This window comes from Actinokineospora guangxiensis (assembly GCF_042657845.1).
GTDB classification, from domain to species: Bacteria; Actinomycetota; Actinomycetes; order Mycobacteriales; family Pseudonocardiaceae; genus Actinokineospora; species Actinokineospora guangxiensis.
Map to the genome: position 1 here is coordinate 399,493 of NZ_JBHSKF010000005.1, position 20,918 is coordinate 420,410.

Consider the following 20,918-nt stretch of genomic DNA (forward strand, 5'->3'; position numbering starts at 1 on the left):
CTAGGCGATGAGGCCGAGCTTGCGGCCCGCGTCGGCGATGACGCGCACGGCGTGGTCCAGTTCGGCTTCGGTGTGGCTGAGGTTGACGATGGTGCGCAGGCGCGAGAGCGCCTTGGGCACCGTCGGGTAGACGATGGGCTGCACGAACAGCCCCTCGCGCTGGCAGAGTCGGGCCATCTCCATGGCCAGGTCCGGGCCCGGGCAGATGATCGGCACGACGGGCGTCTCGCTGGCCATCGTGTCGAAGCCCAGGGCATTGAGGGAGTCGCGGTAGCGGGCGGTGCGGCGGCGCAGCTCGTCGACCATGTGCGGGGCGGCCTCGATCACCTCGACGGCGGCCTTGGCGGCCGCGACCTGCGCCGGGGTGCCCGCCGCGGAGAACATCCACCCGCGGGCGTTGTTCTTCAGCGCGAAGATCAGGTCGGCGGACCCGGCGACGTAGCCGCCGGTGCTGGGGATGGTCTTGGAGAGGGTGCCCATCTTGATCGGCACGCTGTCGGGCGCCATCCCGAAGTGCTCGGTGATGCCCCGCCCGGTCGCCCCCAGGACGCCGATGCTGTGGGCCTCGTCAACCATGAGCGGGGCGCCGTAGCGCTCGCACAGCTCGGTGATGGCGGGGAGGTTGGCGACGTCACCGTCCATGCTGAAGACAGCGTCCGTCACCACCAGCTTACCAGCGTTTCCGGCCTTGCGCAGTGCCCTTTCCAGGTCCGCCATGTCATTGTGCGCGTAGGTGATCACGGTCGCGCCGGACAGCCGGTAACCGTCCAGGATGGACGCGTGGTTGTACACGTCGCCGATCACGAAGTCGCCGGGGCCGACCAGCGAACCCACAGTGGCCACATTGGCCATGTACCCGCTGGTGAAGACGATCGCGTCCTCGGTGCCGAGGAAACGGGCCAGCGTCAGCTCCAGCTCGCGGTGCAGGTGCAGCGTCCCCGCCAGCAGGCGAACGCCGTGCGCGCCCGTGCCGTGCTTGCGGATGGCCCGCTCGGCGGCCTGGTTGATGTACTCGTGGCCGACCAGGCCGAGGTAGCTGTAGGAGGCGAAGTTGAGGAACCACCGGCCGTCGAACTTGATCTGCGAACCCTGGGACTCCTCGATGACGGGCTCGTAGAAGTAGTCGCCGTTGGCCACGATGGCCCGGTCGTCCACGGAGAGCGCGTCGATGCGCTGGTCCAGGAAGCTCCCGGCCGGGGCGTCGGTGAGCCGGGCGGGAAGCGTGCGCCGCGGCGTCGGCGCCCCGCTGATGCCCGGGGGCAGCCCCGGACGGGCCTGCACGGGACGCGCCGGAGCCGCGGCGGGCGCGGCAGGCGGGGGAACGGCCGGTGCGACCGGTGCGGGCGGGGCCATGGCGGCGGGCGGCGCGGCGGCGGGCGGCATGACCGGTGCGGCGGCCTGCGGCGCGGGCATGGCCGTGCCGAGTGCGGGAGGTGTCGGGGGAGCGGTGGCGTGGTCAGGCCGGAACTGGTCCCAGGCGGGAGCGAAGGCGGGCGCGGCCTGGGCCACCGGCGCGGCGTGGACGACCGGCGCCGCGACGGGCAGGACCGGCGCGGCCTGCGCGACGGGGACGGCCTGGGCGACCGGCGCTGGGGCGACGTAGGCAGCCTGGGCCGTGGGGGTCATGGGCGCGGCCACCGCGGCCGGGCCCGCCCCCGAGGGCCGCAGCGTCTCCAGGTGCGCGTGCAGCGCCCCCACGTTGGTGTGGTCGAAGAACACCGACGGGTCCAGGTCGAAGCCACCGGCGTTGAGCGCGGCCCCGATCTCCACCGCCATCATCGAGTCGAGCCCGAGGTCCAGCAGGTCGTCCTGCGGCGACACCGCAGGCACCTGCAGCGTCTTCTTCAGGATCGCGGAGAGGGAGTCCCAGAGCTGGTTCTCGCTGGCGACTGCGGTCATGGCGGTGTCCTTGTCGGTCGGTCCCTGCTGGGGTGGGGTGGCAGTGGTCAGGTGGTTCATCGGCGCGGCCTGTCCGGCCTCGGTGGCGGCCAGCACGTAGTTGCCGGGGGCCATGCCGAGCACCGCGTGCAGCAGCGCGACGCCGTGCTCGGCGGTCAGGGCGTGGATGCCGCGCTTGGCGGCGTTCTCCACCAGCGCTTCACCCATCCCGACCGCCCACAGCCCCCATCCGAGGCTGTACCAGCGCCCGCCCCGCGCCCGCTGGAGCGCGGCGAACCCGTCGAGGTAGGCGTTGGCGGTGGAGTAGCTGCTCTGGCCGAGGTTGCCGTGCGTCGCCGAGATCGAGGAGAACAGGGCGACGAAGCCCGGCGGCTCCCAGGCCGCGATGGCGTGCGCGCCGCCGATCTTGGGCGCGAACACTTCGGCGATCTTCTCCGGGTCGAGGGTGCGGGCCAGGCCGTCGCGCAGGACGCCCGCGGCGTGGATCACGCCGTCGAAGCGGGGCTGCGCCGCCAGGGCGCTGATGTCACAGGCCAGGGTGACGACCTCGCACCGGGCGGCCAGGCAGTTCAGGCGCTCGCGGGCCTCGTCCGGGACGCGGCGGCCCACCAGGGTCAGGTGCGCGCAGCCCGCGTCGGCCAGCGCCTCGGCCATCAGCAGGCCGAGCCCGCCCATGCCGCCGGTGATGAGGAAGCGACCGCCGCGCAGCCGCACCGGGGCGGGCGCGGAGTCGACGGGGGTGTGCCGCGGGGTGAACCACGACCCCTCCCGCCAGACCAGCTCCGGCTGCTCGTGCAGCAGGTCGCCGGGCGCGTCGGCGTCCCCGACGTCGACCAGCCGCACCCGTGTCCTCGGGTGCTCCACCCGCAGCGAGCGGGCGAACCCCCACAGCGCCGCGTGCACCGGGTCGACCCGCTCGGTGCCGACCACGCACTGCCCGTGCCGGGTGACGATCGTCAGCCCCGGCATCGGCGGACGCGCCCCCAGCTTCCTGACCAGCGAGAACACCCACAACAGCGCCTCGGACGCCGCCTGCGGCCCCTCGACGCCGGTCGGCGCGAGGAACACGACCTCCCGCGGCCCGGCTGCCAGCAGCTCCTCGACGCGCGCCTCGGACAGGTTCGGGGTCACGGTGACGACCAGGCCGTCGGTGCGCTCCGGGGTCGGCACGCTCGCCCACCAGGTGGTCGCGGTGACGGTGCCGGCGTGCGGCTTCGCCACGGCGTCGGGCGCCGCGCCCTTGAGCGTGATCCGGTCCAGCTCCAGCAGCACCTCGCCCTGCAGCGTGCACACCGTCGCCCTGCCGCGCACCACACCGGGCTTGGCGTCGGTCAGCTCCACCACCGCGTACACCGAGCCGCTGACCGCCCGCCGCGCCGTGATCGACCCGACGACCCACGGCAGACAGCCCCCGGACGCGCCGCCGTCGAGCAGCCCCAGGCACTGGAAGACGCTGTCCAGCAGCGCGGGCGGCACGAACCGGCCGGGCCGGTCCTGCGTCTCGCGCAGCAGCGCGACCAGCCGGTTTCCTCCCCTGTGGACGGTCCGGATCGCCTGGTACGACGGGCCGTAGGCGATCCCGCTCGCCGAGCGCCAGGCGGCGACCTCGGCCAGCGGCACCTGCTCGGCGCACCCGGCGCGCAGCGCGGCCACGTCCAGGTAGGTCGGCGGGGGCAGCGGGCTCGCCGTGGCCCTGGCCTGGCTGTGCCTGCCCGCCGCGGTGGCCACGGCGCACGCGCCGTCCTCCTCGGCGGCCACCGCCACCGCCACCGGCGCGGTGACGGCCAGCGGCGCCAGGAACGTGACCTGGTCCAGGCGCCACACCCGGTCGGGCCGCCGGGCGTCGCAGGCGGACAGCATCATGTCCACCTGCGCCGCGCCCGGCAGGACGGGGGTCCCCGCGACCAGGTGGTCGGCGACGGCGGGGTCGTCGGGGCTGAGGTTCGTGTTCACAGTCGCAGCTCGAATCTGTCCGTGGCCATGACGGTCCCGTTGACCTGGATGTCGATGACGTGCTCGCCGGGGTAGTACCGGCGGGTCTGGATCTCCTTGACCTTGTGCGCCTTCTCCAGGGTGCGGCGCTCGCCCGCGGCGAGGTCGACGGTGGCGAACTTGAACACCTTGGGGATGGCCTTGCCGCCCTGGCGCACGTGGTGGACCACGTAGTCCACCGTCACGCTGTGCGGGCGCTCGTCGCCGTTGACCAGCTCCACCCGGATCGCCACCGACTCGCCGAGGGTGATCGCGCGCGGGCTGACCCGCACGTCCGGCACGGCGATGTGCTCCCCGCCGGTCGCGCCGAGCAGCGCCAGCGCCCGCGGGTTGCCCTTCTTGACCAGCGTCCGCAGGCCGTGCTTGACCGTCCACGCCGTCTCCGGCGTGTCCGACTCCGCCAGCCAGCGCGCCGCGGTCTCCAGCGCCAGGTCCGGGTGGTCCTTGGTGATGTCGTTGAGGTTGTTGGCCACCGACTTGCGCACGTAGTCGGAGCCGTCGGAGCGCAGCGGCTCCAGGATCTGCAGCACCGGCGCGGGGTCGGCGACGAAGCGGTGCAGCGTCCGCGCCCACGGCAGCCGGGGGCGGCAGCCCTCGCTCGCCGCGCGGCGCAGGTTGTGGCTGTCGGCGCGCGCCCACTCGGCGAGCGTGCGCATCGTCAGCTCGTAGTGCGCCTCGATGTAGGGCCGCACCGCGTACTCGGCGGTGTGCCGCCGGGTGATCTCGGCCAGCGCCGCCAGCGACACCTCCGGGTGCTCCAGGCCGTACTCCTCGACGAAGCGCGCCACCGGCATCAGGTACCAGGACGTGTTGAACATCCCGTCGCCCTCGCCCAGCTCCGGGCCGAGGATCGCCAGCAGCAGCTCCACGGCGTCCGGGTAGTCGGCGGGCAGCCGCTCGCGCAGCCCCTCGGCGAGCACCAGCACCCGGTCCTTGAGCTCCTTGCCCGGGATGCGCTCGGCGGTGTCGGCGGCGTAGCCCGCGACGTCGAAGTTGGGCGACACCGCCCGCACCTGCTCGCCGATGAGGACAGCCGCGTCCTCGTTGAAGTGCCGCTTGAGCCCGTACTCCTGGCCAGCCATCAGCCGTTCCTCTCCATCGATTCCACCGGCAGCGGCGCACCGTACGCGCCTGCCCCGTCAGCGCGGGCGATCCAGTACCGCGCGCGGTCGAAGGGGTAGCCGGGAATCCGGGTGACCTGCCCGCCGGGCGCCGCCGCGAAGTCCAGCGCCCCGCCGCGGGCGGCGTGCGCGGCCAGCGCGGCGTGCAGCTGGGCCTGGTCGGAGCGGTTGCGCCGCAGCACGTGCGCGTACTCGTGGCCCGCGCCGCGCAGGCAGGCCTGCGTCAGCGGGACGAGCACGGGGTGCGGCCCGATCTCCCAGTACACCGCCGCGCCCGCGGCGTGCAGCGCGCCGACGGCGTCGGTCCAGCGCACCGGGTTGCGGATCGCCGCGGCCCACACCTGGGGGTCGGCGATGCTGCTCGCGGTGTGCCAGGTGCCGGTCAGCGTCGAGGCGATCGGCGTGCTCGGCGCGGTGATGGGCGTGGCGGCCACGGCCTCGGCGAACGGCGCGAGCGCGCCGGTCATCGCCGCGGAGTGGAACGCGTGGCTGACGCTGAGCTGGGTGGTCGGGTGCGCGGCGGCGGCGCGGAACGCGGCGATCGCGTCCAGCGGACCGGCGACGGTGGTGCTGTTCGGGGAGTTGTGCGCGGCGATCTCGATGCCCGGGTGGGCGGCGAGACCGGCGGCGACGGTGGCGGCGTCGGCGTGCACGACCGCCATGCCCCCGCCCGCGGGCTGGGCCTGCATGAGCCTGCCCCGCAGCGCGGTCAGCGCCATCAGGTCCGGCAGCGCGATCGCCCCGGCGGCATGCGCGGCGGTCAGCTCGCCGACGCTGTGCCCGGCGACCATGTCCGGCCGGATGCCCCAGGCCGCCAGCAGCCGCAGCAGCGCCACCTGGACCGACACGATGCCGACCTGTGCGTTGGCGGTCTCGGTCAGCCGGTCCTGGGCCGAGCCGTACAGCAGCTCCAGCAGCGGCAGCTCGGTGTGCGGGCGCAGCAGCTCGGCGCACTCCTCCAGCGCCGCGCGGAACACCGGCTCGGTCTCGTACAGCCCGCGGCCCATGTCCGGGTACTGCGAGCCCTGCCCGGTGAACAGGAACGCCGTCGGCGTCCCCGACACCGCCCTGGTCACCGGCGCCGCGGCCAGCGACTCGGCCAGCTCGGCGGCGCTCGCCCCGTGGCCGACGGCGCGGAAGCGCTGCTCGGCGCGGCCCGCGTTCGCGGTGTGGGCGAAGTCGGCCAGCGGCGTGGCCTCGTCCAGGTGCGCGGCGTAGGCGGCGGCCAGGTCCCGGGCGGCCTGCTCGGTGGCCCCCGACACCCGCACGAGGTGGCTGTCGCGGCGCGGCGGCGTCGGCACCGGGGTGCGCGGCGGCTCCTCCACGATGATGTGCGCGTTGACCCCGCCCATGCCGAACGCGGAGACCGCGGCCCGGCGCGGGCTGTCGGTCCACGGCAGCGTCCGGTCGGCGATGTAGAACGGCGAGTCCTCGAACCGGATGTGGTCGTTGGGCCGCTCCACGTGCAGCGTCCTCGGGATCTGCCGGTGCTCCATGGCCAGCAGCACCTTGACCAGCCCGGCCAGCCCGGCCGCGGGCTCAAGGTGCCCGACGTTGGACTTCAGCGACCCGATCGCGCAGAACTGGGTGCGGTCGGTGTGCGTGCGCCACGCCTTGGTCAGCCCCTCGATCTCGATGGGGTCGCCGAGGCTGGTGCCGGTGCCGTGCGCCTCCACCATGCCGATGGACTCCGGGGACACCCCCGAGTCCTCCAGGGCGGCGGTGATGACCTGGCGCTGCCCGCGCGGGCTGGGCGCGGAGTAGCGGGTGGTGCGGCCGCCGTGGTTGACCGCAGCGCCCTTGATCAGCCCGCGCACCCGGTCGTTCCCGGCGTCGGTGTGCCTGCGCAGCACGACCGCGACGGCGCCCTCACCGGGCACGAACCCGTCGGCGGAGTCGTCGAAGGCGCGGCAGCGGGCGCGCGGCGAGAGGGCCATCAGGTCGGTCATCGACTGGAAGTACTCCGGGCTGATGCCCGCGTGCACCCCGCCGATCACGGCGGTGTCGATGTCACCGGCCCGCAGGTGCTGCATCGCGGTGTGCAGCGCGACCAGGGTGGACGAGCACAGCGTGTTGATCACGACGCTCGGCCCGGTCCAGTCCATCAGGTGCGAGAACCGGTTGGGGATCATCGCCTCCAGCCCGAGCCCACGGCCGTTGGCGACCCCGAAGCGGGCGCGCTCCTCGGCGTAGTGGTCGTGGCTGTAGCCGATCCACAGCCCGGTCCGGTCACCCTTCGCGCGCTCCCCGAGCCTGCCCGCGTCCTCCAGCGCCTGCCAGATGGTCTCGTAGACCAGCCGCGCCTGCGGGTCGATGTGCGGGGCCTCGCGCGCGGAGATGCGGAACAGGTTCGGATCGAACTGGTCGACGCGGTCCAGGAAGGACGCCTCGGGTCCGGGGTGGTCCCAGCGGCCGTCGGGCAGGCGGCGGACGGTGTCGCGGCCCTCGGCCAGCAGCTGCCAGAACTCCTCCAGCGTCTCCGCGGTCGGCACCCGGATCGCGGCGCCGACGACGGCGATGTCCCTCGGGTTGACCACACTGTCCACAGTGGTCGTTCCGGTGGTAGGCGCGGCCTGCGCCGACTGGTCCGCGACGGCCTCTGACCTGCGAATTGTGGATGAGTCACCCTCGCTTTCGCGGGAGTGGATATCCTGGACAAGGGCCGTCCCCCTGGGAGTGGTGGGGGCTGCCTGGATGGGGGTGTGAGGGGCGGTTCGCGGCGTGAGGGTGGCGGTGAAGGCGGGCTCGTCGGTGTCGAGGTAGTCGGCGAAGGCCTTCGGGGTGGGGTACTCGAAGAAGACGGTGGGGTAGAGGGTCAGGCCGTGGGTCTTGGAGAGGCGGTCGCTGAGGTCGACCAGGCCGACGGAGTCGAAGCCGGTGGAGAGGAACTCGGTGTCGGCCTGCTCGGCGGTCAGGCCGGATTCGGCGAGGAACCAGGTCAGGGTGCGGTTGCCCGTGGGGGCGGCTGGCGGAGTCGCGGGGGCCTGCGCGGACGGTGAGGGGGTCGCCAGGGTCGCGGTGAAGGTGGACTCCTCGGTGTCCAGGTACTCCGCGAAGGAACGGGCGGTGGGGTACTCGAAGAAGACCGTCGGGTAGAGGGGCAGGCCGTGGGTCTTGGAGAGGCGGTCGCTGAGGTCGACCAGGCCGACGGAGTCGAAGCCGGTGGAGAGGAACTCGGTGTCGGCCTGCTCGGCGGTCAGGCCGGACTCGGCCAGGAACCAGGCCAGCGTGCGCCCGCCGCGCGGAACCGCGACGGGCGCGGCGGCAGTGGGCTCAACGACGGCGGGGTGGGCAGCGGGCGGCTCGACGGCGGGCGCGGCCTCGGCGGCGGGCCGCGCGGCACCCGTGAAGGCGTGCGCCGGGACGCGCTTGGAGGAGATGTCGCCGAAGACCAGCAGGACCTTGCCGTGCTCGTCGGTGACCGTCTGGGTCACGCGGCACGCCTCGGTGTTCCAGAAGGACACCTCGGTGCGCACGAAAGCCGCGTCGGCCAGCGAGCCGTGCAGGTGCATCCGGTCCACCGACAGCGGGATGAACGCCGACGCGTCGTCCGCCCCGAACACCCGGTTGTCCGGGTCGATCGCGGCGATCGTCACGCTGTCGAGCAGGCCGGGGAACAGTTCGACGTCGTCCGGGTTCATCGAGCGCTGGCGCTCGCCCTCGATGCGGGCGAGGGTGCCGCCCGCGGGCAGGCTCGCCACCCACGAGATGTTGCGGTAGTAGCGGCCGTGGTGGTAGCCGATGCGCCGCAGCCAGCGGTACACCGTCGACCCCGCGTGCAGCCTGCCGCAGGCGGCCAGGTGCTCGGCCAGCGGCTCCACACCCGCCGACGGCGACTCGGTCGCGAAGCGGCCGGTGACGAACGGCGCGCGCGCCTCGTCCTCCACGGTGAAGCGCCCCGACCCGTCCACCCGGCACACCACGCGCGTCGGCTCGGACAGGATCAGCGGGCGGTGGAAGACCAGGTCCAGCACGCCGTGGAAGACATCGCCGCGCAGCAGGACGCCCTGGCGCAGGAAGTCGAACCACGCCACCCCGGGCAGCATCAGCGTGCGGTACACCGAGTGCTGCGCGATCGGGGTCTCGGCGGGGCCGTAGCGGCGGGAGAACACGTAGCCGTGCGCGCCGTCGTCCTCCTCCAGCGTCGTGGGCGTGCCGCGCTCGGCCGAGCGCAGCGGCTCGGCCAGATCCAGCGCGCGGCCGCGCTGCTGGGCGGCGGGCAGGGCCCGCTTGGCCCACGCCGCCCCGCCCTGGAACGCCGCGAAGTCCACCTCGACGCCGCCGCTGTGCAGCGCGGCGACGACCCCGGCCAGCACCGACTCCGCGTCCGCGCCGTCTGCCAGCTCGCCGATCACGTCCAGGCCTGTCGACCCGGCAGGCGGACGCCCGTGCCCGTTGGTCGAACCGGTCTCCATCGCCAGCACCTCGGCCAGCGCCTGCTCCAGTGACGTCCGACCGTGCACGTAGGCGGCGACCGGACCCCACCCGACAGGCAGCTCCACGGCCTCCTCCGGCACGCCCAGCTCGCGCAGCACGACCCCGAGGGCCACCCCGGCGCACAGCTTGACGAGCTTGCCGGAGAACCGCGCCAGCGGCAGCCCGGCCGCGTCCTCGAAGGTCGCGATCACCGCGCGCGCCGACGGCAGCCCGTTGAGCGCCATCAGCCACGCGGGCGGCGCGTCGGCCTCGGTCGGGCGCACCGACACCACGCTGTTCGCCGCCGCGGGCTCGCCCAGCAGCCAGGACCGCAGCGCGGCGGCCAGCTCCCCGGCGTCGCGCCCGGACACCGCCAGCCGCAGCGCGCGGTGCGGGCGGCCGAGGCGGGCCGTGGCGCACGCGTCGGCCAGGTGCTCGGTGGCGGGCAGGAACTCCAGCCACTGGGCGGCCAGCTCGCGCAGCCGGTCGGGGCTGTGCGCGCTCAGCGTCAGCACCTCGGCGGCACGCGCCGTCGCGACCGCGGGCACCGGGTCGACGCCCTCGGCGACGACGTGGGCGTTGGTCCCGCCGAAGCCGAACCCGCTGATCGCGGCCCTGCGCACCGCGCCCGGCCACACCGTGTGCTCGGTGGGCAGGTAGAACGGCGTGGTGTCCAGCCGCAGCCGCGGGTTGGGCGCCTCGACCGCCGTCGCGGGCATCCGCGCCTCGTGCAGGCACGCCACCAGCTTCGCCAGGCCCGCCATCCCGGCCGCCGAGTGCAGGTGCCCGATGCGGCGCTTGACCGAGCCCAGCGCCACCGACCCGGGGGCGACGCCGTGCGCGGCGAACACCTCGGCCAGCGCGCGCACCTCGATCGGGTCGCCGATCGCGGTTCCGGTGCCGTGCGCCTCGATGTACTGCACCGACTTGGGGTCGATCCGCGAGTACACATCGGACAGCAGCTCGATCTGCGCCTCCATGTTGGGGGTGGTGACGCCCATCGTCCTCCCGTCGTTGTTCACCCCCGAGCCGACGATCGCGCCGAGGACCATGTCCCCGTCGGCCAGGGCGGCGGCCATCGGCTTGAGGATCAGCGCCACCGCGCCCTCGCCGGGCACGTAGCCGTTGGCCTTCTCGTCGAAGGTGTGGCACAGCCCGTCAGCGCCCAGCGCGCCGGTCCGCGACAGCAGCACATAGGTCAGCGGGTCGATCAGCAGGTCGACCCCGCCGACCACGGCCAGCTCGCACGACCCGGCCGCCAGGCTCTGGCAGGCCAGCCACACCGCCGTCAGCGACGACGAGCACGCCGTGTCCACCACCAGGCTCGGCCCGGCGAGGTCGAGCCGGTCCGACAGCCACGCCGCCATGAAGTTCTGCGACCGGCCCCACAGCGCCGCGGGCCCCTCCGGGCCCTCCGGCGACAGGCCGCGGCCCTTGTCGAAGCCGTAGGAGTTCATCCTGGCCCCGACGAACACCCCGGCCTTGAGCCTGCGCCCGCCCAGGTAGCCGGAGTCCTCCAGGGCGCGGGCCCCGACCTCCAGCATCATCCGCTGCTGCGGGTCCAGCAGGACGGCCTCGTCGGCCGCGAGCCCGAAGGCCTCGTGGTCGAAGGAGAACGGGTCCTGCAGGAACGCGCCGCGGTGGTGGCTGCCCTGGTGCCCGCCGTCGCCGAGGTACTGGTCCTTGGCCCAGCGGCTCGGCGGGACCTCGTCCACCTCGACGGTGTCGCGGCCCAGCAGCCAGCGCAGGTCGGTGGCGTCCTCGGCGCCGGGCAGCCGCACCGCCAGGCCGATCACCGCGATCCGGCTGTCCATCTCGGTTCCTCCGTGGTTGGGTTGCGTGCTCATGCCGACCGCTCCCTGTCGACCAGGCCGCGCAGCAGCGAGCTGAGCGCGGTGACCGGCTCCGTCGGGATGGCGGGCGCGGGCGGCGGAGCGGGGGCCTGCGCCTCGGCGACCAGGACGGTCGATGAGGCGGGAGCCAGCTGCGCGGCGACCTCGGCGATCGTGCGGGCCCGCAACAGGATTCCCGGGTCCACAGTAGATCCGATGCGGGTCTCGATGGTGCTGGTCAGCTCCGCGATGGTGATGGAGTCCAGGCCGAGGTCGGCGATCCGGCGAGCGCCGGGGTGGGTGCCGAGCACGTCCAGGAACACCTGCCCGACCACCTCGGCCAGCGCGGCGGCCGCGGGGTCGCCGACCCGGGCGGGCGGCTGCGCGGGCTGCGGGATGACCGTGACCGGCACCGGCTCGGGCACCCGCTCCACGACGGTCGCCTGCTCGTGGACGACCGGCCGCGCGACAGGCACCGGCTGCTGGACGACCGGCAGCTGGGTAACCGCCGGGACGTCCGGTCGCGGGTCCGGCACCGCGGTGAGCACCGGCACGGCCGCGCTCTGGGCAGGCGTGCTCCCCGCCAGGGCCGGGGCGGCTTCGCCGGGGAAGACGACCGCGCCGCCGGAGCACAGGTGGGCGGTGAAGCCCGCCAGCGCGTCCGCCTCGGTGATCGAGTGGTGGGCGGCGAAGGCCGGATCGGCGGCCATGCCGATGCCGGTCCAGTCCGGCCAGGCGTGGGCGGTCACCACGGTGTCGCCGTGGTCGCCCATCTCGGCCAGTGCGAGCTGGTAGGCGTTGGCGAGGGTGTAGTCGACCAGCCCGCGCCCGGCCTGCGGCAGAGCGCCCGCGATCGAGGACACCAGTGCCGCGAACCGCGCGCCCCTGGCCGCCGCGGCCCGCACGACCGCCCGCGTCCCGGCGAACTTCGGCGCGAGGACACCGGTCACCGCCGACCACTCCCGCCTGCGCACCATCCCGATCTTGTTGACCCCGCCGGAGGCGTGCACGGCCCCGCGCAGCGCGCCCCAGCGCCGGTCGAACCCGTCGAGCACCGCGTTGAGCGCGACCTCGTCGGCGACGTCGCAGCGCGCGTAGTCCACTTCGGCCTTGAGCGAGGCGAGGAACTCCGCGGCGTCGCGGGTGAGCGCCGAGCGGCCGAGGATGGCCAGCCTGCGCGCCCCCTGCCGCACCAGGTGGGCGGCCAGGCGCCTGCCGACCGCGCCGAGCCCGCCGGTGACGAGGTAGTAGCCGTCGGCGGTGATGGCCGCCGCCGGGCCCGCCTGGGCGGGGAGCTGGCGCTCGACGTGGCGGGTCATGCCGCGGTAGGCGACGGCGGTGTTGGACTCCGGGGCCATCGCCGCCAGCTCGGTGGCGATGTGCCAGGCGCGCAGCTCCGGCGGGTCGTCCGGGTCGAGATCGACCGTGGTCACCGACAGGCGGTTCTCCGCGGCGGCGGCGCGCACGGCCATCAGCGCGGCGGCCGCGCCGGGGCGCAGCGAGCGGCGCTCGTGGTCGCCGATGGCGGCCGTGGCGTGCTCGGCCCAGACCAGCGTCCCGCCGGGGGGCAGCTGGACCAGCAGGCCGCGCAGGTCGTCCCAGAAGGCGGCCAGCTCGGCGTCGCTGTCGGCGGCGGAGAGCCCGGAGCCGACCACGACGACCGTCGACGGCTGGTCGGCGCCCACCCGGGCCCCGACGACGGCCAGCTCCGCGGTCACCAGGTCGACCAGCGCCGGGTCGGCGCCGACGACCCGCACCGGGGTGGCGGGCAGCCGGGTGGCCACCACCGGCTCCGTCACCGCCCAGCGGCTGCGCACGGCGCGCGGCCCCGCCTGCACCGCGGCCCGGTGCTGGTGCCAGAAACTGGCCTTGGCGAACGGGTAGGTCGGGAGGCACACGATCCGCGACCCCGGCGCGGACAGCTCGCCCAGCGCGACGCTCGTGCAGCCCCTGCGGATGGCCAGCAGCGCCTGGCCCTGCCGCTCGGCGAGCGAGCCGATGAGCACCGGTGCGGGCAGCGCCGGGTCGATCCCGACCACCGGCGCCGACCCGGCCTCCACGGCCCGCAGCTCGGCGACCAGCGCCGCGGTGTCCGCACCGCGCACGGCGGTCTGGAAGCCCAGCGGGCTGCGGCCGACGTTGCCGGTGTGGCACAGGTCGGCGGTCTCCCGCTCACCCGAGGACTGGGCGATCTTGTCGGCGTAGCGGCCCGCGAGCGCCCGCACCGAATCCTCGGCCGCCGCCGAGATCCACAGCAGGTGCCCGCCGGGCACGGCCGGGTCGCGCGGGGCCTCCAGCGGCGCCTCCTCCAGCACGACGTGGGCGTTGACCCCGCCCATGCCGAACGCGGAGACCGCGGCCCGGCGGGGGGTGTCGCCGCGCTCCCACCGGGTGGTGCGGTCGGCGATGAAGAACGGGGTGCCCTCGAAGCGGATGTGGTCGTTGGGGCGCACCACGTGCAGCGTCGGCGGGATGTGCTCCTTCTCCATCGCCAGCAGCGCCTTGACCATCCCGGCCAGCCCCGCCGCGGGCTCCAGGTGCCCGATGTTGGACTTGAGCGAGCCGATCGCGCAGAACTGGGTGCGGTCGGTGTGCGAGCGCCACGCCCGGGTGACGCCCTCGATCTCGATCGGGTCGCCGAGACTGGTGCCGGTGCCGTGCGCCTCCAGCAGCCCGATGGTGTCCGGGGCGACGCGGGCGTCGGCGAGCGCCGCGGTGATCACGTTGTTCTGCGCGGTCGGGCTGGGCACGGTCAGCCCGCTGGTGCGACCGCCGTGGTTGACCGCGGTGCCCTTGATGACCCCGCGCACCGGGTCGCCGTCGCGCAGGGCGGCGGCCAGCGGCTTCACCAGCACGGTCACCACCCCCTCACCCGGCACGAACCCGTCGGCCGAGCCGTCGAAGGCCCGCGACGCGCCGGTGGGGGAGAGGGCTCGCAGGTTGCTCATCGCGGTGTAGTGCAGCGGCGACATCGCCAGCCGCACCCCCGCCACGACGGCCTGCTCGCACTCGCCGTCACGCAGGCTCCGCACGGCGGTGTGCAGGGCGACCAGCGAGGACGAGCACAGCGTGTCGATGGTCATGCTGGGCCCGGACAGGTTCAGGAAGTAGCTGACCCGGTTGGCCAGGAACGCGTTGTGGTTGCCCAGCCCCGCGTTGGCGTCCAGCTCGGGGGCGAGGTTGTAGTCCTTGTAGTGGGAGTAGGAGGCGCCGACGAACACCCCGGTCGAGGTGGGCGCGGCCAGCGGCGGGATGCCCGCGGACTCCAGCGCCTCCCACGCGGTGCGCAGCAGCCAGCGCACCTGCGGGTCGAGCACCTCGGCCTGCTTGGGGAAGAAGTCGAAGAACCGCGCGTCGAACTCGTCGATGTCGGCGAGGAACCCGCCCACGGCGTCGGCCTCCCCACTCCAGCGGAAACTGGGCGCGGGCCCCACACCGGACTCACCCGCGGCGAGCATCTCCCACAGGCCGTCCGGCTCGGTGGCCCCGGGAACGGCACAGGCGAACCCGATGACCGCGATGTCCCGTGGGTCCACTGTGGTCGGATCGGGGATCGTGGACGCCTCGGCGGGCTGGTCGCTCACCGCGTCTGACCTGCGCATTGTGGATGAGTGATGCTCACTTCCGGTGGAGGGGATATCCTGGACAAGGGCCGTCCCCCGGGGAGTGGTGGGGGCTGCCCGCGGAGGCTCCTGGGTGGTGGCAGGGGTGGGGTCGGGGAGGTCCTCGGCGATGGTGTCGGCCAGGGCGCGGCAGTCGCGGGCGTCGAGGACGTCCATGGGGGTGAGCTTGACGCCGAGGCCGCGTTCCACCGAGACGGTGACCATGGTGGCCAGCATGGAGTCCATGCCCGCCTGGGAAAGCACCGTCGTGGGGGTCACGGACGGGTCGCGCAGCACCTCGCGGACCATGCCCAGGACCGTGTCCAGGACGTCGGCGCGGGGGGCGGGCTCGGCGGCCGGGCCGAGGTCGGCTGGGGTGAGGTCGGCTGGGGTGAGGTTGGTGGGGGTGAGGTCGGTGGGGGCGAGGTCGGTGGGCTCCTCGGTGGGGCGGGTGGCGCCGACGACGCGGAAGACGACGTCCTCCATGGCGACCAGGACCCGGCCTGCTGCGTCGAGCATGGTGACCGCGCCGACGCGGGACTCGCCGCGCCTGGCCATCCGCAGGTGGATGGTCGTGGTGGCCGACGGGTCGGCCCAGCGGGTCACCCGGCCGAGCGACACCGGCAGGTAGGTGCCCTCCGACGCCGTCGGGTCGGCCAGGGTCAGCACGGCCATCGACTGCAGGGCGGCGTCCAGTGCGGCGACGGCGCGCACCTTCGGGTGGCCCGGCTCGTCGTCGAGTCCGATGAGGACACCGTCGTCGCCGAAGGCGATCGCGGCGATCGGGGTCAGCGGCTCGGCCAGCTCCATGCCCTTGGCCGCGAACCACGCGTACAGGCCCTCGGGGGCCAGCGAGCGCGGGTAGTCGGCGCGCAGGGCGTCCACGTTGACCGGCGGCGGGCGCAGGCCCGCCTCCGCGCCCGCCGCGGTCGCGATGACCCGGCTGCCATGGCGGAAGGTCAGCGCGTCACCCGCGTCGGCCGACATCGTCAGCGGCGGGGCGCCGGTGCCCATCGCGGTCAGCGCCACCCCGGTCAGCGCGTCGGCGGACTCGAAGCCCATCTCCAGCAGCAGCGCCGCGGGCACGGTCTCCGCGCCGAACACCCGGTGCGCGGGCATGACCCGCCCGTACACGTCGACCGACTCCGCCCGCTCGGCGCGGAACGGGTAGGCGGGCAGCGAGATCCGGTCGGCCACCGGCTGCACGGCGCGCCAGTCCACCTTGCCGCCGCCGACGTACCGGTCGCCCACCTCGTGGTGGATGCGGAACGCGCCGCGGTGCACGGTGCCCGGCTGCGCCGCGCGCAGGCCCGTCACCAGCTCGGCGACGTCGCGGCCGACGACCGCGATCCGGTGCGGCATGTGGTAGCGGCCCACGTTGGCCGAGAAGCACACCTGGCCCGCGGTCACACCCGGGCGGGACTCCAGGAAGTCGGCGAGGTCGGCGGCGCGGCGCGCCAGGGCTTCGGGGGTGTGCGCCGAGACCGTCAACACGTGCTCGTCGGCGCTGTTTCCAGGTTCGCGGCGCACGGGGCTGTGCTCCTCTACGACGATGTGGGCGTTGGACCCGCCCATGCCGAACGCGCTGATGCCCGCGCGGCGCGGACCCGCCCACGGGACGGGCTCGGTCGGGATGGTGACGACGCCGGCGGACAGGTCCACCTTCGCGGCGGGCTGCCCGTACCCGGCCAGCGGCGGGATCTCCTTGTTCTCCAGGCACAGCAACACCTTGACCAGCCCGGCGAGTCCGCTCGCGGGCTCCAGGTGGCCGATGTTGGCCTTCACCGACCCGATCGCCGCGGGCGTCTCCCGGCCCGCGAACACCTCGGTGAGCGCGGAGATCTCGATCGGGTCGCCCAGCTGCGTGGCCGTGCCGTGCGTCTCCAGCAGGGTGATGTCGTCCGGCTCGACCCCGGCGTCGGCCAGCGCCGCGCGGACGACCTCCACCTGCGCGCCGCTGCGCGGCACCGGAAGGGCACTGCCGCGACCGCCGTGGTTGACCGCCGCGCCGCGAATGACACCCCACACCCGGTCACCGTCGCGTTCGGCGTCCTCCAGCCGCTTGAGCAGCACCGCGATCGCGCCCTCACCGGGCACGAAACCGTCGGCACGCTCATCGAACGGGCGCGGCTTGGACTGCGACAGCGCGCCGAGCTGGCTGAGGCTGCGGTAGTACCAGGGCGTCAGCCCGACGTGGCAGGCCGCCACGACCGCGCCCCCGCAGTGCCCGCTGCGCAGCGCCTGCACCGCCTGCTGCACCGCGACCAGCGACGAGGAGCACAGCGTGTCGACGGTCATGCTCGGGCCGGAGAGGTCCAGGGCGAAGGAGATCCGGTTGGCGAGGATGGCGTTCATCGAGCCCAGCGCGGTGTGCGGGCCGATCTGGTCCAGGCCCTGGGCGTCGCGGAAGTGCGTGTAGGTGGCGCCGACGAACACGCCGACGTCCTTGCGGCCCGCGAGACCGCCGTCATCGATGACGGACCAGGCGTGCTCCAGCAGCAGCTTCTGCTGCGGGTCGAGGTCGTCGGACTCGCGGACGGAGATGCCGAAGAACTTCGGGTCCATCCGGTCGATCTCGTCGACGAACGCGCCGGTGCGGCAGTAGGTGCCGGTCATCTCCGGCTCGCGCGGCTGGTAGTGCTCGGCGATGTCCCAGCGGTCGGCGGGGACCTCAGTGAAGGCGTCGCGGCCCGCGCGGATCATCTGCCAGAAGCCGTCGAGGGTGGTGGCGCCGGGCAGGTCGCCGGAGACGGCGACGATGGCGATGTCGCCTGTGGACTCGCGAGTTGTCCACAGGTCCGGAGATTCACCCTCTTGACGGGTTCCGTCCGGCGTAGTCTGGAAAGACGAGGGCGGTTTGCCCCCGGTTGGGGCGGGGTCTGCCGGGGGGTCGGTGGGGGTGTTGGCAGTGCTGGGGGTTTCGGCGAGGGGAGCCGCGGGGGGCGGAGTGGAGGTGGGTGGGGTGATCTTGTAGCGGTCGGTGAGGGCTTCGGAGAGTTCGGTGAGGTCGTTGTACTCCAGGAAGAGGGTGGCGGGGATCTGGGTTCTCCAGCGGCGGCTGAGTTCTTCGGCCAGTTCGACGCTCATGATGGAGTTCATGCCGTAGTCGGTGAGCGGGGCGTCGGGGTCGAGGTTGGGGACGCTGAGGCGCTCGGACATGAAGGCCATCAGGGCGGTGAGGGTGGCTTCGGGGGAAGGAGCTGGGGAGGGCGTGGAGGTGGGGGGAGTGGGGGCGGGGGCGGGGGCGGACTGGGCGGGGGCGGACTGGGCGGGGGGCTGGGACTCCGGGACCTCGCCGGGGGGGACGTCGCGGTGGGCGATGACCACCTGGCGGGTGTCGGTGCGGAGGGCGGCGAGCAGGGCGTCCAGGGCTTCGGTGGTGCCGAGGGGGCGGACGCCGCGCTTGCGGAGTTGGTCGGCTACGGCGACGCCCATGCCGATCTCGCCCCAGAGGCCCCAGTCGAGGGCGATCCAGGGGGCGCCCGCGGTGTGGGCGTAGGCGTCGAGGTAGGCGTTGGCGGCGGCGTAGCCCGCCTGGCCCAGGTTGCCGAAGGTGCCTGAGACGGAGGCGAACAGGGCGGCGAAGTCGAGGGCGGTGGTGTCCAGGGCCTCGGCGAGGCGGGCGACGCCGTCGACCTTCGGGCCCATGACGGTGTCGATGTCCTCGGTGGTGGCCGAGCGGATCATCTTGTCCGCGAGGGTTCCGGCGGCGTGGATGACGCCGTGCAGGTCGCCGTGGTCGCGGCGGATCTCGGCGACCACGGCGGCCAGTGCGCCGGGGGTCGCGGCGTCCACCGCGTAGGAGAGCACGCGGCAGCCGTGGGCCTCGATCGCCGAGACGTCGGCGCCCGTGCCGCCGGAGCGGCTCAGCAGGGCGATCACGGCCGCGCCTTCGCGGGCGAAGCGCTCGGCCACGGCGAGGCCGAGGCCGCCGTGGCCGCCGACGATCAGGTACCGGCCGCCGGTGCGGACGCCGGGCTTCGCGGTGGTGAGGGGGGCGGGCACCCTGGTCGGGAGGTACCGGGTGCCCGCCCGGCGGCCGGCCTCGACCGGGCCGTCGCCCAGGTCGGCCAGCACGTACTCGGCGGGGCCATCCACATCGATGACGCGGGCCTTCAGACCCGTGTATTCGATCGCGGCGGTGCGGACCAGGCCCCACAGCGCGGCCCTGGCCGGGATCGGGCGGTCGTCGCCGACGAGCGGCTGGCCGTCGGAGGTCACGACGAACACGCGGCCCTTGCGCTGCTTGCGGCCCAGCGTCTTGAACAGCGCCAGCACGCCGTGCAGGCCCTCGCGCAGCTCGTCGGCCTCCGGGCGGGCGGGGCCGGTCGACAGCATGTGCACGACGCCGTCCACCGGTCCGCCCACCGACGCCCACAGGGCCTCGAACCCGGCCTCGTCGGCCACCGGGCCGGGTTCGAGCACCGCCGCGCCCTCCGAGCGCAGCGCGGCGGCGGTGCGGGCGCCCAGGTCGTCGCCGCGGTGCAGCACGACCCAGGTGCCGGTCGCGGGGACCCGCGGCGCCGCCTCCGGCGCCGCGGCCCACGCGATTCTGGTGACCAGCGGGTTCTCCGCGGACGCGCGGCCGGGGAGACGCCGCATCCGCACACCGGTCAGCTCGGCGATGACGACACCCGCCGGGTCGAGCACGATCGCGTCCGCCACCGAGTAGGCGCCCTCGACGGCGGTGCGCCGCACCCGGACGGTGACCTCGGTGACCGCACCCGAGAGCTGCCCCAGCACGGCGATCCGCGCCACCCCGATCGGCAGCATCGGACGGGGGCCGTCCGGGCCGATCTCCTGCAGGGCGCAGCTCACCACCTGGAACACGCCGTCGACGATGAGCGGGTGGGCGTGCCACGGGACCGACGTCGCCGCGGTGCGCAGCACGGCCTCGGCCGTGCCCTCGCCCACCGACAGGGCCGCCACGGTCCGGAAGTCCGGCCCGTACTCCAGGCCCGCCCCCGACCACCCCGCGTACAGGGTGGCCGGGGCGACCTGGCGTCCCGTCTGGACGGTCCACGCGGCGACCTCGGCCGGGGCGGTGAGCACCGCGCCCGCCCCGCCCGACACGCGGGCGGCGGCGTCGCGCAGTGCGAAGGTCCCGTCCCCGACCTCCAGCCGCAGCACGGCGGTGGCGTCGGCGGCGACCGCGAACGGCCGCAGGAACTCCACCCCGGTCAGCTCGACGGGGACGAAGCCGCCCCGCCCGGCGAGCGCCACGACGGCCATCTCCAGCTGGACCGAAGCAGGCAGGATGCCCGTCCCGCCCGCCTGGTGCTGGGCGATCAGCGGCTCGCGGCCCGCGAACGTCTTCTCGTAGGTCTCGACCCGGCGAGTCGTCACTGCAATCCCTCGCTTAATCGCTGGTAGTTGTGGTCGAACAGCGGGTGCGTCCCGGTCGGTTCCCGGGCGGCGATGGCCTCCTGGACCGGTGGGGCGACCAGAGGGCGCTTGTCGAAGGGATAGGTCGGGATCGTCGTCGTGCGGTGGTCCCGGCCCCGGTGCGCCGCGGTCCAGTCCAGCGCCGCCCCGGTCCGGCCGTAGAGGTCGGCCAGGTTGGTGTGCAGCGTGCGTTGGTCGGGCTGGTTGCGGCGCAGCACGTGCAGGTACCTGCTGTCGGCGGGCAGGCTGCTCTGGGCCAGCGGGGTGAGCACCGGGTGCGGCCCGATCTCCCAGAACGTCCTGGCGCCCGCGGCGTGCAGGGCGGCGACGGCGTCGGTGAAGCGGACCGGCATGCGGATCGCGCTCGCCCAGGCGTGCGGGTCCACGATGGACTCGGCCGTGTGCCAGGTCCCGGTCAGCGTGCTGGCGATCGGGATCGACGGGACCCCGAAGGCCACCCGCTCGGCCACCGCGATGAAGCCGGGCAGCGCGCCCTCCATCATCGCCGAGTGGAACGCGTGGCTCACCGTGAGCCGGGTCGTCCGGTGCGCGGTGGCGGAGAGGTAGCCCTCCAGAGCCGCGCTCGGGCCGGACACCGTCGTGTTCTTCGGCGAGTTGTAGGCCGCGACCTCGACGCCAGGGTGTGCGGCCAGCTCGGCGTGCACGGTCGG

5 protein-coding genes (1 of these 5 running past the window's edge) are annotated in these 20,918 nt (G+C 74.4%); all 5 read right to left on the bottom strand.

From position 1 onward, the window contains the following. Tightly spaced (each overlapping or abutting the next), the 5 genes in view from ACFPM7_RS14280 to ACFPM7_RS14300 form a layout consistent with a single transcriptional unit that may run on beyond the window. On the bottom strand, positions 1 to 3,852 hold the full coding sequence (locus ACFPM7_RS14280; protein WP_378247944.1) for an aminotransferase class I/II-fold pyridoxal phosphate-dependent enzyme: 3,852 nt from the start codon (positions 3,850 to 3,852) through the stop codon (positions 1 to 3). Continuing rightward, positions 3,849 to 4,973: a DNA alkylation repair protein gene (locus ACFPM7_RS14285; protein ID WP_378247946.1), complete on the bottom strand. Its 1,125-nt coding sequence runs from the start codon at positions 4,971 to 4,973 to the stop codon at positions 3,849 to 3,851. The genes ACFPM7_RS14280 and ACFPM7_RS14285 overlap by 4 nt, the downstream gene beginning before the upstream one ends. Beyond that, a complete protein-coding gene (locus tag ACFPM7_RS14290; protein ID WP_378247948.1) occupies positions 4,973 to 11,275 on the bottom strand; it encodes a beta-ketoacyl synthase N-terminal-like domain-containing protein in 6,303 nt (2,100 codons plus the stop codon). The genes ACFPM7_RS14285 and ACFPM7_RS14290 overlap by 1 nt, the downstream gene beginning before the upstream one ends. Next, entirely contained in the window at positions 11,272 to 20,208 is an 8,937-nt protein-coding gene (locus ACFPM7_RS14295) for an SDR family NAD(P)-dependent oxidoreductase (protein ID WP_378247950.1), read from the bottom strand. Before ACFPM7_RS14295 ends, ACFPM7_RS14290 begins: the two co-directional genes overlap by 4 nt. Beyond that, a protein-coding gene (locus ACFPM7_RS14300) for an amino acid adenylation domain-containing protein (RefSeq protein WP_378247952.1) crosses the window boundary here: on the bottom strand, positions 20,205 to 20,918 show its 3' end. 9,039 nt of this gene lie beyond the right edge of the window; only the last 714 of its 9,753 coding nucleotides appear in the window; the start codon falls outside the window, past its right edge — the gene reads right to left on this strand; the stop codon is at positions 20,205 to 20,207. Before ACFPM7_RS14300 ends, ACFPM7_RS14295 begins: the two co-directional genes overlap by 4 nt.